The following is a 16174-nucleotide window of genomic DNA, read 5'->3' as shown; positions in this document are numbered from 1 at the left end:
GGAAAACGGGGTTTTGAGCAACTTCAATTCGAACTTGCCGCAAACCTGACTTCACAGGTACAACGGAGTTGTCGCGGTAGGGACGACCATCGCTGATCGCCCCCCGCACAGATCCGTACGAGCGCGTCTACGCATACGGCTCTTACCATGGATCAATGGCGGCAAAACTGCTTGCCGCACACCGCCCATTCCCTGGGACATGCCAGTTCCCGCTCTGTGTCGGGAGCATGTGGGATTGAACGATGTTCTCCACGGTCCGTGCCCTTCCCTCCACAACCTCCGCCGAAGGTCGCCCCCTTTGTTCGGCTGCTTCACAGGTACTACGGCACAGTCCGACTTCTCCAGCACGTGCATGTCCGCCGTGCGGCTTGTGGCCTTCGCGGACCGGCCTTGATCGTTAGACCAAGGCGCGCTGGAGATCTCCCGGTTCTCGTGCATGTTGTTTCTCAGCGTGCGCGGGTTCTTAGACTACGCAGGACCGGACAACCACTCGCGAATAACGTGGCCGCCGTATTGCCTTCCTCCTACTCGGAATGGAGTCGGCATCCTGATCTACGGGCTTTTCGCAGCTCAATCGCCCCGCCCACCGATGCCTCTGTCTACGCTTCAAGAAACACCTCACGATGCCCCCTGCAAGACTCGAGGTCAGGATGGATTCGCTACTTGCCGCTCTGGTCCGCACACGGACGATGTTGGTCAACGCGGCGCGCGGCCTGACGAAGTCCTACGGGGAGCGGCTCCGCGGATGCAACGCACGCGGGATGAAGCCGAAGGCGGCCCAGGATCTGAGTCCGGAGTTGAAGAGTGCAGTGGAACCTATGATGGGAGAGATAGAGTCGGTCAGCGAACGGATCTGCGAGTACGATCAGATGCTCGAGTCCATGGCGCGGAACAGATATCCAGAAGCAGAGCGGCTGAAGCAGATCAAGGGAGTGGGAACGCTGATCGCGCTCACCTATATGCTGACGCTGGAAGATCCACACCGTTTTCACAAGAGCCGGGATGCAGCCTGCTACGTGGGTCTGCAACCTGGAAGGCGCAACTCGGGACAGAGCGAGCCGCAGATGCACATTAGCAAGGAGGGCGATCCGTATTTGCGATCACTGCTGGTGCAGGCTGCGCACCACGTTCTCGGTCCCTGGGGAGTCGACAGCGACCTGCGCCGATGGGGCATGAAGCTGGCTGAGCACGGAGGTAAGCGCGGAAAGAAACGCGCAGTCATCGCCGTCGCGCGTAAGCTAGCCGTCCTGCTGGCATTGTCAACTTGCACACGAAACCTGAAACACTGGTGCCATGAAGAGTGATTGCTCTCGTGACTCCGGCTATCGGTTCCCTTCCCAGGACATGACTGACCCGATGTGGTGCTGCGACGATTCTCCGGTGGCGGCACTCGTAGTCTCCAACCTTTGACTCCATCGATGCCCGCGATCCAATTGAAAGGTGCTTCATTCCCGAGGCACTGAAGGAATTCGCCATAGCCACGCAACTTCTTCATAAGCAGTCTTGCGATGTCGAGGAAGTAAAGGTTTCCGGTACCAGTCATTTTCAAAATGCCCGTGTCGATGCACCATAGCTCCCCAGTCTCAAAAGCAAACGCAACGGAGTCTGTTTCGGTCTCGCGGGCAGAGTTGTTTTCCACGGCGTATACTCCAATCCCGTCCTCGGCACGCAGGTGATCGAGACTACCCCAAGACATTGGCTGCAATGCAATATTTGGACCCCGCCCGCACTTCAGAAGTTCCTCATGAGTCGGCTCTTCTAGATTCTGGTATTTCGGAAGCATGCGAAGCCAAATCGCTGGACCATCCTCGAGAAACACCTCATAGCCTGGCCGCCTCCTCCTGTCCGATCATGCCGGCTCGCCTGGCTTCGCCCACCAGCTTGCGGACGGCCGAGAGCCGGACGTTGATCGTCGAAGGGGACAACGACTCCATGGCCGCCCGCCACTCCATTAATAAGGACCGGGAGAGAGGCCGGCTGGCACAGAATTGGAAGAGGTCGTCGAGCGCCTTGGCATAGTTGCGCTTATCCTTCGACCTGACGAGGGGGATTTCGCTACCTGCATGAAGGACTTCCCCGCACCCGCACAAGACCAGACACTGCATCGGTTGAGTAGGGACTTCGCTGATAGCCTTCATATTCATGTGCTGCACCTTATGAGCCCGGAAGCGTCGGCTGAACACCCGATACCTTACGCTGGTTCCACAGCCGGTCATCCGGTAGGTAGTCCCGATCCCCTACCGATCCCGGAAATGTGCCGAATCACACTCTCTGAAATTGTCTATGATACTCACCACCAGCGAGCGGCGCTAAACGTCACCATCCGTTGTACGACTGGTTCCCATTCCGAAACCCATGTCTACAAGGTCCACCATAGCAAGTGGACGCACTTCGCAGACTGCGGTTCCGGAATCTCTTAGTTCGCGAAAAACGGGGTTATGAGAAACATCGATCATGAACTTGCCGCAAACGTGTGCTTCATGGGCAGTTGGAGAACTTCTTCGGCCCTACAAGTCGTGCGACGACCCGACACGGTTACGTTGACCACCGTCGCATCGAGCTGCGAAAGAAAAGAGCCAATCACAGCAACCGACGTGATCTTCCAGACCAGCGGGTCTAGCCGGTCGGATTGTTAAAGTTGCTCAGGCAAGCTCATTTCTGTTTATTTCCAACCACCGCCGAGCGCTTTATAGAGCTGCACCAGACTCTGGTACTCGTTGTTGCGCGCCTGCGCGAGGGTGAGTTCGGCAGTGAACAGAGACCGCTGGCTATCAAGGACAGAGAGATACGTTGCGGTCCCGCCTTTATAGAGCATGAGCGATACCTTGACTGATTCCTCAAGATCCTTCACGGACTGTTCCTGGCGCTCGCGGACTGAGTGGTATTTGTCATAACCAATCAACGCGTCAGAGACGTCGCCGAAGGCTTGCCGAATCGTCTGCTGGTAGCCGATTAGAGCCTGCCGTTCTTCTGACTTGGCGTAACGCAGATTGTTGCGCAGTGCGCCACCCTCGAAGATCGGCTGGGAAAGTTCCGCTGAATAGCTTCCGATTCCCAGCGGAGCTGGGATACTCTGGGTGCCAAACTGGCTATGCCCAAATGCCGCACCTCCCGAGCCGAGTAGCGAGATTTGCGGAAAGAACATTGCCTTGGCGACGCCGATATTGGCATTGGCAGAAACCAAGCTCTGCTCGGCTTCGCGGATATCTGGCCGGCGCTCGAGCAGTTCCGAGGGCAGCCCTGCGGGTAACTGCGGAGGCAGAGTCTCGTTCCAGGTCCAGCCATCCGGAGTCTCGATGCCCAGAGCCTGTCCACGAGAAACGCTGCCTGGATACTTTCCCAACAAGATGTTGATCGCGTCCTCGGTCTGGCCGATTTGTCGCTCTAGATCCGGGATCTGCGCATTCGCCGTATCGAGCACTTGCCGGGCCTGGAGCACGTCGAGCGTCCTGGCTACGCCGTGCTGGAGGCGCAACTGCGTTAGCTTGAGGGAATCCTCTTGGGTCCGCACGGTATTTTTCGTGATCTGAAGCTGGAGGTCGAGGTCGCGAAGCAGAAAATAGTCACTCGCCACATCGCTTACGAGCGTCAGGATTACGGTCTGTTGTGCGTCCTTGGTGCCGAGAAGTTGAGCCCGGGCTGCTTCGGTCGCGCGTCGATAGCGCCCGAACAAGTCGACCTGAAACACAACGTCTCCGGCAAGCGAAAAAATGTTGGACTTGAGGTTTTCATCTTCCTTTCCGCCGCTAAATGTCGGATTGAGTGAGACCTGTGGAAACTCATTCGAGCGGGCGATGCCTAGCTGAGCTCTTGAGGCAGTGACCCGCTCGACCGCCAGTTGCACATCGTAATTTTGCTTCAGCGCCGTTCGGATCAGTTCCTGCAACTGAGGATCGTGGAACACTTGCCACCAGGGCAGATCGGCGAACGATGCGGTTTGTGGTTCTGTCGGCTGCGATGGATCAGGGCCGTGGAAAGCCGGGGGCGTCTGCACGGATGGCCGATGGTAGTTCGGTCCGACCGAACAGCCGGAGAGCATGGAGGCCGACAGGAGAAGGATCCATGTGGATCTTGTGCCGAATCTGTTTCGGAATCGATTACGCATCTTGATTACCCTCAGTGATTGCACCGTGCTGCGGTGCAGGCGCCGTGACGCGCGCTGGATCGGCCGGAGACCATCGCTCCACGAAATAGAAGATCGCGGGAACAAAGAATCTGCCGACGAAGGTCTCCGCTACCATGCCTCCAATCACGGCCGTTCCCATGATCTGGCGTGCTACAGAGCCCGCTCCTGAAGCGGTCCAGAGCGGCACGCAACCGAGAATAAAGGCGAGTGCAGTCATCATGAGAGGCCGGAAGCGAAGCCTCGCCGCGGAAAGTGCAGCATCAGTGATGGACATACCGCGTTCATAGTCCTCCTTGGCAAAGGCAACGATCAGAATCGAGTTTTTCGCGGCTAGCCCGATGAGCATCACCAGGCCAATCTGGGCGTACACATCGTTTTCCATTTGAACCATGTACGCAGGCTCAAAGAAGCCGAGCACGACGCGACGCAACCAGAGCGCGGCGAGGGCGCCGAATACCGCGACCGGCGTGCTGAGCAAGACGCTAAAAGGCACTGTCCAGCTTTCATAGAGGGCTGCCAGGATCAAAAAAACGAACAGAATCGAAAATCCGAAAATGACCGAAGCCGGCATTCCCTCCCGCGACTTTTGCTCCTGGTAAGACATGCCGATGTAGTCGAAGCCCATTTCGCGCGGCATCGTCTGCTTGAAAACATCTTCCAGGGCCGCGGTTGCCTGATCGGAGCTGTAACCGGGCGCAGCGCTCGCATTGATTTGCGCGGACCGGTACTCGTTGTAGCGCATGGTGAACTCAGGGCCGGAACGAGTCTCAAATTTTGCCAGCGCGGAAAGGGGCACCGTCTGCCCCTGGCTGTTGCGCACATAGAATTGCCCAAGATTGTCAGTCGTCGCGCGGTAAGGCGCCTCAGCCTCCACATACACCTGCCAGGTACGGCCGAAGTCGTTGTAGTAGTTAACGAATAAGCCGCCCATGTTCGCTTGAATCGTGTTGTAAACATCCGTCAATGCCACGCCCTGCTTCAGTACTTTTTCCTTGTCCACATTGATGAACTCTTGAGGCACGCTCGGGATAAACGTAGTGCTGACACTGGCGAGCTCAGGGCGCTTGCGGGCAGCTGCTAAGAATCTGGTCAGGTTGTCGGCAAGAAACTTGACATCCTTGCCAGCGCGGTCCTCAAGGACAAAGGTAACGCCACCAGCAGTGCCGACTCCTGGTATCGCCGGGGGCGAGAAACTGAAGACCGTCCCAGCCGGCAGCTGTTTGAGTTCCTGGTTCAAATGCGCCCTAATGGATTGATATTGTTCGCTCCGGCTTCCGCGCTCATTCCAGGGTTTCAGAGATACCCAAAAGAAAGCGTTATACGAAGTCCGGACGTAGCTGAGCAGACTGAAACCTATGACGCTGGTGGTGTACTGAACCCCCGGCGTGTTTGCGAGAAGGTTCTCGACCTGTTTTGCGGCCGCGCTTGTACGCTCCAGGGACGCGGCATTGGGAAGCTGCATATTGACGTAGAGGTAGCCCTGGTCTTCATCAGGCAGGAAGCTCGTAGGCAGATGCTTGCTGAAGAACCACGCGGCAACCCCAGCGACTACAAGCAGCACCATCACCATGCCGGCCTTGTGAATCAGGTTGCCCGACAGGCGGACAAAGCTATCCGTGGAGCGCTCAAAGTATGCGTTGAACCAATCAAAGAATTTTCCGAGCGGTCCGTGGGTCTGCTTCTTAGGCTTGAGAAGTAGCCCCGCGAGCGCCGGACTGAGCGTGAGGGCGTTAAATGCTGAAAGCATCACGGAGATCGCGATAGTGATGGCGAATTGCTGATACAGCCTGCCGGTGATACCCGGAATGAAGACCGTCGGCACGAACACGGAGGCCAGGACTAGAGCAATACCTACGACTGGACCGGAAAGTTCTTCCATAGCTTTTCGGGCCGCATCCTTGGGAGCCAAGCCTTCCTCGATGTGGTGTTGCACCCCTTCGACGACTACGATGGCGTCATCGACCACGAGTCCTATGGCGAGCACCAAGCCGAACATCGAGAGCGTGTTAATGGAGAAACCGAAGAGCGGGAACAGGATAAAGGTTCCAACGAGGGAGACCGGCACAGCGAGCATCGGAATCAGTGTGGCGCGCCAGTCCTGGAGAAAGAGATAGACGACCAGGATGACCAGCACAATAGCGATCAGGAGTGTCCAGAGAATTTCTTTCATGCCTGCCCTGACCGGGGCCGTCTGGTCGAGGGATATGGCATAATCCATGTCCTCGGGAAAGCGTTGCTTCATCTGGGCCATCAGCTTGCGGGCGCCCTCTACTGCTTGAACTGCGTTGGTTCCAGGCAACTGGTAAACGGCGATACCGGCAGCGGGCTTGCCATTCAGGCGACAGAGCGTGCTGTAGTCCTGTGTGCCCAGTTCGACTCGGGCGACATCTTTTACCCGAACGATGCCACCATTGGGCTCCTCGCGCACGATGACGTTGCCAAATTCCTCCGGCGACTTCAGGCGTCCCTGAGCCAGCACGGAATAGGTGAATTGCTGGTTCGCAAGGGCAGGCTCTCCTCCGACCTGACCTGCGGGGTTGACTGTGTTTTGCGCCTGGATCGCGTTGGAAATGTCTGTAACGGTGATGCCAAGCTTTGCCAATTGGTCAGGCTTCACCCACAGCCTAATGGCATACTGCCCCGATCCGAAGACCTGGGTCTGGCTGATACCGTACAATCGCGCGACAGGATCATTCAGGTTGATGTAGGCATAGTTCGCCAGATAATTCGCATCGTGCGTACCATGCGGCGAATATAAGTCGATCAGCATGAGCGGAGCTGTGGTCGACTTTTTGAGAGTGACTCCATAACTGGTCACCGAGGGCGGCAACTGACCGGTGGCGAGCTGCTCGCGCGACTGCGTGAGCAACAGGTCCGTATTGGGATCCGTCTTGAGATCAAAATCGACAAGTAACGTCGTTTGCTGGTTCGCGGTGGCGTTCAGCGAGTACATGTAGGTCATGTTGTCGACGCCACTGACTTGCTGCTCGATGGGTACGGCAACAGCCTGCTCGAGAGTCTGCGCGTCCGCACCTGGATAGTTGGCTTGCAGCCTGATCTCAGGAGGGGCGATATTTGGGAACTGCGCTACCGGCAAGGTCGCAATTGTGATCGCACCGACTATGACCGTAAGGATCGAAATCACGATCGCGACGATGGGCCGATTGATAAAGAACTTGGACATAATTCGATTCCTTTTGCGTTCTGTCTAATGAGTCAGCGGTCAGTCGACGTCGCTCTTGTAGGGCTTGGTTTGTATGGTCATTCCCGGCCGGAGACCCTGCTGGCCTTCGACGGCCACTCGTTCACCGGGATTCAATCCACTCTGGATAACCCACATCGAGTCAGTGCGCTGTCCGACTTGCACGGCACGCATGCTGACGTGGTTGTCCTTATCGACAACAGCAACGCGATAGCTGCCCTGCTCCTGGTTCACGGCGGCTTGGGGAATGAGCATGGCGTTCTGCTGCTCTCGGATCATGGCGCGGACCTTGCCATACTGCCCGGGCCGGAGAACATTTCCGGGATTCGCAAACAGCGCCGCCAATTGAATTGCGCCGGTATTTTGATTTACCTGTCGATCCGCAAAGTAAAATTCGCCCGGATGCGAATATGTGGTTCCATCGGCGAGGATGAGTTGCAGCTTCCAGTGATCCTTGTCTGGGTTCGAGATCCGCTGCTGGAGCGCGAGATACTCCTGTTCGCTGACAGCGAAATAGTCTCTGATGGGATCGACTGTTGAAACTGTTGTCAAGACTCCGCTGCTGGTGTTTACCAGGTCCCCTACCTGTGCCTGCGCAACACCGGCGATGCCGTCAATCGGGGAAACAATGCGTGTGAAACCGAGGTTGATGCCGGCCGTTTCGACTCCGGCTTCGCTGACCTTAATTTGAGCCTCCGCAGAAGCAATGGCAGCTTCTGCGGCGAGCACCTGGTTTTTGTTGGCGAGGTTCGTCTGATCTGCGTTATCGAAGTCTTGTCTGCTGACCGCATCGACCGCTGCCAGAGGAGCATACTTGTCTACATTGAGTTGACTCATCTGCTGGTTCGCCCGGGCTGTAGCGCGTTGCGCCTGGTCCTGAATCAATTGCGCCTTTGCCTGAGCCAGCTGCGCCTTGGCCTGGTCAAGCGCCGCCTGGAATGGTCGAGGATCGATCTCGAAGAGGAGTTCTCCCTTCCGGACGTAGGACCCTTCCTTATATTTCCGAGTGAGCAGATAGCCGGTGACCTGCGCTTTTACGTCTGCATTCACCTGCCCGGTGAGAGTCCCGATCCATTCTCCATAAACGGGAACGTCTCTCTGCTCGACGGTTGCGACCTCTACAATGGGTGGTGGCGGGGCCTGCACCGAGGCCTTGGCCCCCGAACGTGTCATGACAATGACCAGTATGACCGCGAGAACGGCGGCTGATGCCCACGCCATTTGCTTCGGTTTCAGAACGGAATCGATCTTCATTTGTTATTTCTCCTGCTCATGGTCGGTCGCATGTTCTCGGCAAAATCGTATTCGACGTGGAGGACAATACCGCTCCTGTCGTGCCGCACAACGATTTCTGCCGCTTCTAACGCTCTCAAACTTGCTCGAAACGCTTTCGGTGAGTGAATCGGCGGTTTTGCAACAATCAGCCGTCCCCCGCTATTTCGATTGCCACATCGACGTTGCCTAGACTCGTCGAATGAGTGAATGGCTTCCACAAGTTCAATTACTCGGACATCATCTCCAATAAGGCAGGCGATTCTTCTGCAAGTTCTGTCGCCTTGTCCAGGGAAAGAGGTAATCTCAGGGCGGCAGCAAACAGAAAGGCGTGTAGTCCGCAGAGAAGAACAAAGGCCGCGGTAAATGCGCTGGAGAGGCTGGCGCTGGACTTTGCCATCCCCAACCTCCATCCCAGGAAGGTCGCGCAGAGCGTAGTCAAAGTCGGTCCGCCGAGACGTTGCACGATGTTGAGTGAGGTTGTCGCCATTGGCAGGTCCTGTTTCCTCACAGAAGCATATGCAGCCGAGATGGAGGGAATGCCGACCGTGCTGAGGCCCATCCCACGCACAAAGAGGGCACATGCGAGCACGGTGAGTACAAGTCCGTGACTGGCCAGCCAGATAAATGGCAGCGTGGCTGCGAAGGCCAGAAATGCGCCTCCAGCCGATACCTTTCGTATCCCGAACCGCTGTGTCAGGGCTCCTATCCATGGATAGGAACAGATCATCCCCACTCCAAGCGGAGCCAGCAACCAGCCCGTCGCACTCGGTGATTTGCCACAGGCGCGGATGAGATAGATCGGAATCAGCATTTGGCCCGCGAACGAGATTCCGTTCGACATGAACTGCGCGGTGGCGGCCGCAGAGAAGGTCTTTCTCTTGAATAGCTGAAGATCGATGAGCGCCTTGTCCCCTTTTCGAATCGCCATCCTGAAGAAAGCCGCAAGCAGAACGATGGAAACTAGGAGAGCCGTAAGACCGATACGCTCGACTAGATGATCCGACCCATACAGGAAGAGCACAAGTCCAGGAGAGAGCAGGGCGAAGCCAGCAAGATCGAGTTCTCTTGACCTGGTCTCTTCGCGATCATTGGGCAGAAAGAGAACCGCCAGGATGATTGCCAATACACCGACCGGCAGGTTGACCAGGAAGAGCCAGCGCCAGGAGGCGTGTTGCAGAATGGCGCCAGCGATGACCGGGCCAAGGATCGGCCCCAGCAGGATTGGCACAGCCGCGTAGCCCATGACGCGCGCCACATGCTTTCCGGCAGCACGCACCATCATCATCTGCGTCAACGGAGCCATCAGGCCACCGCTCATGCCCTGGAGGATGCGAAATGCGATCAACGAGTTCGCCGACCAGGCCAGACCGCATAAGGCGGAGGAGAGCGTGAAGGCCGAAAAACACCAGAGGTAGAGAGATTTGGCTCCAATGCGCTCCACCAGCCAGCCGTTGAGTGGGAGCATAAGAGCGAGTGCCAGAAGATAGCCGCTGGTGACCCATTGAATCGCCGTGAGGCTGCTATGCAGATCCACGGCGAGACTGGAGAGGGATACGTTAACGATGGTTGCGTCGAGCTGCGCGAGAAAGGAGCCCAGGACCGCCACGGCCGTGATCTTCCACACCAACGGGTCAAGCCGGACGGTGTCGCTGGAGATCTTAGGCAAGGGAGGTCAGGACCTCATCGGTGGAGCGAACGCGAGTGAGACGAGGGAAGATCTCTTCAAACGCGTAGCGGTGTTGTTCGGCGTCCTGGGCGGAGCAAGCGTCTTCGACCAGCACAAAGGCAAATCCCAGTCCGGTGCCCTGCCGCGCAGTGGATTCGACGCCTACGTTGGTAGAAATGCCGGTCAAGACGACCGTGTCGATGCCGCGGTTCTTGAGCTGCTGCTCCAGATCGGTGCCGGCGAAGGCGCCCCAATGACGCTTGGTAATGAGGATGTCGCCGCGCTGAAAGCCAGCAGAAGAAGCGATCTCCGACGCGACGGCGGGCAGCGGTTTGTCGCCCATGTTGTGCGGTTGATCGACGGGAAGCTTCAGGAAATCGTTTAGATCGACACGCACGTATACAACTGGGGCGCCCTTGGCGCGGAAAGCGTTCGCGAGCTTCACGGAATTTTCGACAACCTTATCGGCACTGTGCGGCGCAGGGGTCATGCCGAGAATGGCATTCTGCAAATCGATGAGGACGAGTGCGGTCTTTTGGGGGTCGAGCTGGAGTTCTGCCATGGGTTCCTCTTTATTGAAGATATTGTGAACGCGAGGAGAGCCTCGCGTTCTCTTGGATTTAGAGTACGAGGCTTCCCTCGCTTTTGTCAAATCCCGTTCGCGTCGCACCACAGTTGGCATGAACCTCCGAGCTGTCATTACTTCGCCACATCCACAAAGAACGTCGAACTAGGGATGTTGCACCATTCGGACGATATAGATTGCGGCACCCGCCATGATCGCCAGAAGCCCGAGAACGACATACACCACAAGAGACATGGGAAGATCATCGAGGTCGTCCTGTTTGTGTTTTGCTCCTTGCCGTTTCATGTTCTTCCTTTCATGCCAGATCGATTCATAGACGGGATTATCGCCAAGCTAAAGATAGATCGACAGTGCGTGGAGGGCTTTGTCGAATAGGCTGCTAAATTTCCCTACAAGAGGAATAACTTCGGATCAGGGATTCGACCACCCCCGGCGCACGAGCATTCCTCCCAGAACAACGGACGCAACCGCCGTGCCCCGCAGCAACGGAACATATCCAAATCCCAGCCACTCGAAGCGCTCAGAGGATGCCTCTTGGCTAAAGCTGGTGTAAATCCCGTCGATTCCAAATAAGACGCACGCTACCCCGAGCAAGCAGCAGAACCACATTGCTACCGCTGTCCAATTTGCGGGTGCAATGTTTTCCCTGTCCGTTGTTGTTGCAATGGTCTCGATCCTCCCCTCGCCGTTCTCTCTGCGCTTTTGAGAACGTGCTATCGGGCCTTCGGGGAGTTTGTTCGCCGGGGCTTTAGTGGAGCATCCAGATAGGATTACGAGTTGTCGTCTACTGTCGGTTGCAATCACAATCTCTCTCTCTTTCTTTCGAACGCATCGAATATTTGTTGTCTCCGTGTTTACGGGAACCTCACTGCGTCTTAGGTGGCGACGGCGCAATCACGATAACGCGAGTGCATCCTCGCGTATACGGTTGACACAATACGAGGAATTCCTCGCGTTTGTCAAATGAGGATGGTGAAAGGCAATGGACGACAACATAGGTGAGGCGCGTGCATGAGCGGAAACGCGACTCTGCCTACAAAGTTCCGCCACGGCAAACGCAGAGATTCGATCTCAGAAAACGGAGCTTATGAGAGGTGCTGTTCATAGAGCCTGGCAGCGAACCATTGCTTGAAGTGGGTGCATCCAACTTAGTCTCTCTGGACGTCCGATCCTGCATCGAGATAGGGACTGTACCGCAGCAGGATCGTTCGATACAAGGAAGTTCAAGCGATCACTTACGCAAGACATCACTAAGATAATTCGCTAGAGCCTTCTTGAACTCCCGGATGATAAATGGATGGCGTTTGGCGTCCGATTCTGCGCAGACGTTTATCATTCCCCGCATGAGTTGGATGGCGACGTTTGCAGCCAGAAGTGCCTCGTCCTGCGACAACGAAGGCTTTTTCGCAACGAAGGCCTTACTGAACTGCGCTCGAAGATTGCTTCGAGTTGCAGCATCTCGTTTCAGCTGAATAGGGGCCGTCAGCAATGGGAGGTATCCGGGGCGTTTAGCAGCAAAATCTGACATCCGGGCCATCAGTCGCTCTGCGAATTCTGCAGCCGAAAGGGTCTTGGCTTCCTTGAATAAGGGTGTCCATACTCCGTCGATCTCTTGAGAATATTGTCGATGTAGAGCCAACGCTAGAGTTGGCTTGTCGGGGAAATAACGATACAGTCCGCCGATCGAGGAGCCAGCCCGCTCTGCAATAGCTGTCATCGTTGTCGCCTCGTATCCTACCTCAGCAAACAGGCCAGCGGCGGTATCCAGATACTCCGCGACTCGACGCGAAGACCGCTGCTGTTGTGGGACCGGGCGTTCGATGGGCAAGGAAGGCGAGGGCATTCTCGTATATTACTGCATCCCGCAGCGCGATATGTTCACGCTTGGCCTCAAGGAGACCTGCGGCAACGACGTGACCAGCTTCGCCATAGCAATCGACTGTCACGCGCAACTTTAGTTGACTCTAAGCATGAAGTTTGCGTCGGTGTACTCATCTTCAATCAACGGAACAAGTTCCGAACGATGGTTAAGATTCGTTTTGGGAGATCACTTTCTGAACCGCGAGGCTTAAGGAGCCTAATCCCCAGCTTGGCATGGCTCTCAGTAGATGAGCTGAGAGCCGTTGTAACGGGATACCCCTCGGCCTTCCAAGCATTGAGCCCACCGTCGAGTACGAATACGTTCGCGATACCGCGACGCAGAAGAGCGAGTGCCACGCGAGCGCTTGTAAATTCCCGAGGTGAAGAACAATACAAGACAACTTCGACATCCTTGGGCATAAAAACCTTATCTCTTATCCTCAGACGTGCTGGAGCGATGCGAACTGCACCTGGAATGCCTTCAACTGCCGCCCCTGAGCCCAAATTCCTGCATTTGATTGCGGCCATTGCATGGGGCACACAGTTTGGTCTCGATAGCCGATAAGTGTTCCCCTAATCCCACCCAGATCTCTGTTGATGCCAACAGACCGAGTCACTCATTGAGTGTGCCGGTGGTTGCAGGATCACTTCCGCAAAGCGCGTTTCTAGTTATTTATCACGCAAGGCCATCGCGATAGCAATACCCCTCTGGCAGATACAGTTATTGAAACTGACCCTATTATTTTTTTAATTTGTTTTTATCCGACCGGACGGTTATAAATATGGCCGAGGGCCGAAATGGGTCGAAAACGCATCATCAGCGACGAGCAGATCCTTGATGCCGCCCAGCACGTAGTAGGCAGGGATGGAGCAGGACAGTTAACAGTAGACGCGGTTGCCACGCAGGCTGGCATTAGCAAAGCCAGTGTTCTCTACTTCTACAAATCCAAGAAGGCTCTGATTGAGGCCACCGTGCAGCGAATAGTCCGGCTCGACCGCGAGGTAAACGAGGCTGCAATAAGGAGCCTTGACGCTCTGGATGGCGCGGTCGTTCGCGGACGCATTTTAGCGGCAGCGGACTGGATGCCCGAGGCATCCCGTTCCGTGGCACTTGATTTGTGTGCCGCAGCTGCGCAGGACCCGAAGCTTCGTCGCCCAGCGCAGGAGTTTCAAAACTCCATCATTGCTCGGATACAGAAAACGTGCGCTCATGCCAGAGGTGCAATGCTCGCACACCTCGCGCTCGAAGGCCTGAAACTTCTCGAACTCCTTGATTTTCATATTTGGCCGAAAGACGAACGGAACCGGCTGCTCCAGGACATCGAGTGGTTGATAAGCGTCGATCCTGGGCCATCTGGCTCTCTGCAGAAGAACGCATCGAGTGTTGCGGTCAAGCAGAGTGGCCCCGTTAAAAAGAAACGAGGCAAGAGTGCTTCGGCGACCACAAGTACTAAGGCCGCAGGTCGTGGCCTGTCAAAGAACTCCGGTCGCCCAGTCAGCACGAAAACAAGAGCTTGATGGCATCACTCGGCTATCACCTTTCCCACTCATGAGGAGACGTTCTCAATGACCACCAAATCCTTGCAGTCTTTCGTCGCCATTATCTTCCTGATGGCTGTTTCGTCCACGCAACCGGTACATGCTCAACAGCAGACTGCGGCTTCGCCCAAAGCGGTTGCAGCACCTCCGCGCGATAACGACGCCTGGTGGAAACACGCACTCGTCTATGAGGTTTACCCACGCAGCTTCGGCGACTCCAATGGTGACGGCCTCGGCGATTTGAATGGCGTGACGGAACATCTGGACTACCTGCAGCAGCTTGGCGTGGATGCCATATGGCTTGCGCCGATCTATCCTTCACCGCAGGTCGACTTTGGATATGACATCTCCGATTACGAAGCTGTTGATCCCCAGTATGGGACCCTCGCCGACTTCGATCGTCTGCTTCAACAGGCAAAGAAACATGACATACGAATCATTCTGGATATGGTCCTGAATCACACATCAGACAGATCTGTGTGGTTCATTGAGAGCGCCTCCTCCAGAACGAACCCTAAAGCCGATTGGTACGTCTGGAGCGATGGCATCTCCGCCACATCTGCAGGCTTGACCGATTTCCAGAAGAATGACGTTCACACCGGCCCCAAAGGCCAAGTCGTACCGCCAAATAATTGGACTTCCGTCTTTGGGGGAAGTGCTTGGGCGCGGGTGCCCGCGCGTCAGCAGTTCTACTATCACAAGTTCTATGCGGCCCAACCGGATCTGAACTGGCGCAATCCTGATGTTGAAAAGACGATGTTTGCCGCAATGCGGTTCTGGCTGGACCGAGGAGTCTCCGGGTTCCGCCTGGACGTCATTCCGGCTCTGTTTGAAGATCCTCAACTGCGGAACGAGCCGGAAACGAAGAACATGCTGGCTGACAGTTACACCTGGGGCCTGCCCGAAGTGCACGACGTGGTGAAACGCCTGAGGACAATGGTGGACAGCTACCCCGGTCAACGCGTACTCATCGGCGAGCTGCTGGAGCCGACGATGGATGGGCTCGATCGCTGGTACGGCGGGGCCGCGCATAACGAACTCCAGCTACCAATGGATTACTTCTTCGGCTTTCCGGGCTTTATGACAGGATCGATGCTTACTGGCAAAGACAAGCTGGATGCAGGCTTCTACCGGAATCAGCTTGTCGGCATGTCTACGCAGCTCCATGGTTCGAGACCATTTGTCTTCTTCGACAACCACGATAATGTTCGATCCATCGACCGGTTTGGTGATGGAACGCACAATGCAGAAATCGCCAGGGTAACGGCAGCACTTCTGCTCACCGTGCCAGCAACGGCGCAGACGTACTACGGTGCCGAGATAGGCATGGTGACAACCACGCCAACCCGGCGAGAAGATGTGAGAGATCCAATTGGTCGAACTCAATGGCCGCAAAACAAGGGACGCGACGGTGAACGCACGCCGATGCAGTGGACGCTCGGACCACAGGCTGGTTTTTCGACGTATCCGAACACCTGGCTCCCGATCCCGCCAAGCGCTGCAATTACGAACGTGCAGACCGAGCAGAAGCAAACTGATTCGCTGCTGAATTGGTACAAAGCACTCATTGCCCTTCGGCGATCATCTCCCGCGATGCGAGATGGGGGCGTTATGATCGTCGATGAGAAGAATGCAAATGTGCTTAGTTTTATCCGTACTGCACCTGCAGGTGCTAAGCCCGTTCTTGTCGTCATGAATTTGACCGCGAACACGCAAACCGCCAATATCCAATTGCAAGACGCTGGACTGAAGAGCAGCGTTCCTCAGACACTCCTTGCGAGCCCAGGGTTCCAGACGCCGACGAGCTTAGGCTCTATGAGCGTACCGCCTTATTCCGTTTGGATTGCGACGATACCCTCGATCCAGACCATGACCATGATGGGCGGCCTGCTTCAATGAGTCTGAAACCCATACGCGCTC

The 16174-nt window shown here is 56.0% G+C and carries 13 protein-coding genes; 4 read left to right on the top strand and 9 right to left on the bottom strand.

The genetic code is table 11. The features are described from left to right. Window positions 1-650 precede the first annotated feature (650 nt). Window positions 651-1304 carry a transposase gene (locus tag RBB80_RS04410; protein WP_433967085.1) on the top strand — a complete coding sequence of 218 codons (654 nt, stop codon included), beginning with the start codon at window positions 651-653 and terminating at the stop codon, window positions 1302-1304. A gap of 516 nt (window positions 1305-1820) precedes the next feature. Here the strand turns inward: RBB80_RS04410 and RBB80_RS04405 are convergent. The 8 genes from RBB80_RS04405 to RBB80_RS04370 form a co-directional block, all read right to left on the bottom strand. Next, complete coding sequence (locus RBB80_RS04405) at window positions 1821-2144, bottom strand: hypothetical protein (RefSeq protein WP_433967084.1); 324 nt, start codon at window positions 2142-2144, stop codon at window positions 1821-1823. A gap of 518 nt (window positions 2145-2662) precedes the next feature. Further along, on the bottom strand, window positions 2663-4039 hold the full coding sequence (locus RBB80_RS04400; RefSeq protein WP_433969487.1) for an efflux transporter outer membrane subunit: 1377 nt from the start codon (window positions 4037-4039) through the stop codon (window positions 2663-2665). A 58-nt stretch (window positions 4040-4097) separates the two neighbouring features. Beyond that, on the bottom strand, window positions 4098-7310 hold the full coding sequence (locus RBB80_RS04395; RefSeq protein WP_433967083.1) for an efflux RND transporter permease subunit: 3213 nt from the start codon (window positions 7308-7310) through the stop codon (window positions 4098-4100). Between the two features lie 39 nt (window positions 7311-7349). Then, window positions 7350-8582 (bottom strand): efflux RND transporter periplasmic adaptor subunit, encoded by a 1233-nt coding sequence (locus tag RBB80_RS04390; RefSeq protein WP_433967082.1) that lies wholly within the window; start codon window positions 8580-8582, stop codon window positions 7350-7352. A 247-nt stretch (window positions 8583-8829) separates the two neighbouring features. Continuing rightward, window positions 8830-10269 (bottom strand): DHA2 family efflux MFS transporter permease subunit, encoded by a 1440-nt coding sequence (locus RBB80_RS04385; RefSeq protein ID WP_433967081.1) that lies wholly within the window; start codon window positions 10267-10269, stop codon window positions 8830-8832. Next, on the bottom strand, window positions 10262-10831 hold the full coding sequence (locus tag RBB80_RS04380) for a hydrolase (protein ID WP_433967080.1): 570 nt from the start codon (window positions 10829-10831) through the stop codon (window positions 10262-10264). The genes RBB80_RS04385 and RBB80_RS04380 overlap by 8 nt, the downstream gene beginning before the upstream one ends. 168 nt (window positions 10832-10999) lie before the next feature. Beyond that, on the bottom strand, window positions 11000-11140 hold the full coding sequence (locus tag RBB80_RS04375) for a hypothetical protein (RefSeq protein WP_433967079.1): 141 nt from the start codon (window positions 11138-11140) through the stop codon (window positions 11000-11002). Window positions 11141-12086: 946 nt separating this feature from the next. Next, entirely contained in the window at window positions 12087-12698 is a 612-nt protein-coding gene (locus RBB80_RS04370; RefSeq protein WP_433967078.1) for a TetR/AcrR family transcriptional regulator, read from the bottom strand. On the opposite strand from RBB80_RS04370, the gene RBB80_RS04365 reads away from it, so the two are divergent. Then, window positions 12676-12813 (top strand): hypothetical protein, encoded by a 138-nt coding sequence (locus RBB80_RS04365; RefSeq protein WP_433970132.1) that lies wholly within the window; start codon window positions 12676-12678, stop codon window positions 12811-12813. The two genes, RBB80_RS04370 and RBB80_RS04365, sit on opposite strands and share 23 nt — an antisense overlap. A gap of 43 nt (window positions 12814-12856) precedes the next feature. On the opposite strand, the gene RBB80_RS04360 is transcribed toward RBB80_RS04365, so the two are convergent. Continuing rightward, entirely contained in the window at window positions 12857-13243 is a 387-nt protein-coding gene (locus RBB80_RS04360) for a rhodanese-like domain-containing protein (protein ID WP_433967077.1), read from the bottom strand. Window positions 13244-13513: 270 nt separating this feature from the next. Between RBB80_RS04360 and RBB80_RS04355 the strand changes: the two genes are divergently transcribed. Both RBB80_RS04355 and RBB80_RS04350 read left to right on the top strand, forming a co-directional pair. Beyond that, window positions 13514-14233, top strand: coding sequence for a TetR/AcrR family transcriptional regulator (locus RBB80_RS04355; RefSeq protein ID WP_433967076.1), 720 nt, complete (start codon window positions 13514-13516; stop codon window positions 14231-14233). A gap of 48 nt (window positions 14234-14281) precedes the next feature. Further along, window positions 14282-16153, top strand: coding sequence for an alpha-amylase family glycosyl hydrolase (locus tag RBB80_RS04350; RefSeq protein WP_433967075.1), 1872 nt, complete (start codon window positions 14282-14284; stop codon window positions 16151-16153). Window positions 16154-16174: the final 21 nt, after the last annotated feature.

Origin of the sequence: Tunturiibacter gelidiferens, from assembly GCF_051013345.1 — a bacterium.
GTDB lineage: Bacteria > Acidobacteriota > Terriglobia > Terriglobales > Acidobacteriaceae > Edaphobacter > Edaphobacter gelidiferens_A.
Note: the sequence above shows the minus strand (reverse complement) of the source record. Positions and strands in the feature narration are given on the sequence as shown.

What these genes read in the sequence shown, in the direction of transcription:
- RBB80_RS04410 (WP_433967085.1), top strand. Translation starts at nt 651, where the DNA reads ATGGATTCGCTACTTGCCGCTCTGGTCCGCACACGGACGATGTTGGTC.
- RBB80_RS04405 (WP_433967084.1), bottom strand. Translation starts at nt 2,144, where the DNA reads ATGAATATGAAGGCTATCAGCGAAGTCCCTACTCAACCGATGCAGTGT.
- RBB80_RS04400 (WP_433969487.1), bottom strand. Translation starts at nt 4,039, where the DNA reads ATGCTCTCCGGCTGTTCGGTCGGACCGAACTACCATCGGCCATCCGTG.
- RBB80_RS04395 (WP_433967083.1), bottom strand. Translation starts at nt 7,310, where the DNA reads ATGTCCAAGTTCTTTATCAATCGGCCCATCGTCGCGATCGTGATTTCG.
- RBB80_RS04390 (WP_433967082.1), bottom strand. Translation starts at nt 8,582, where the DNA reads ATGAAGATCGATTCCGTTCTGAAACCGAAGCAAATGGCGTGGGCATCA.
- RBB80_RS04380 (WP_433967080.1), bottom strand. Translation starts at nt 10,831, where the DNA reads ATGGCAGAACTCCAGCTCGACCCCCAAAAGACCGCACTCGTCCTCATC.
- RBB80_RS04375 (WP_433967079.1), bottom strand. Translation starts at nt 11,140, where the DNA reads ATGAAACGGCAAGGAGCAAAACACAAACAGGACGACCTCGATGATCTT.
- RBB80_RS04365 (WP_433970132.1), top strand. Translation starts at nt 12,676, where the DNA reads ATGGGCAAGGAAGGCGAGGGCATTCTCGTATATTACTGCATCCCGCAG.
- RBB80_RS04370 (WP_433967078.1), bottom strand. Translation starts at nt 12,698, where the DNA reads ATGCCCTCGCCTTCCTTGCCCATCGAACGCCCGGTCCCACAACAGCAG.
- RBB80_RS04360 (WP_433967077.1), bottom strand. Translation starts at nt 13,243, where the DNA reads ATGGCCGCAATCAAATGCAGGAATTTGGGCTCAGGGGCGGCAGTTGAA.
- RBB80_RS04355 (WP_433967076.1), top strand. Translation starts at nt 13,514, where the DNA reads ATGGGTCGAAAACGCATCATCAGCGACGAGCAGATCCTTGATGCCGCC.
- RBB80_RS04350 (WP_433967075.1), top strand. Translation starts at nt 14,282, where the DNA reads ATGACCACCAAATCCTTGCAGTCTTTCGTCGCCATTATCTTCCTGATG.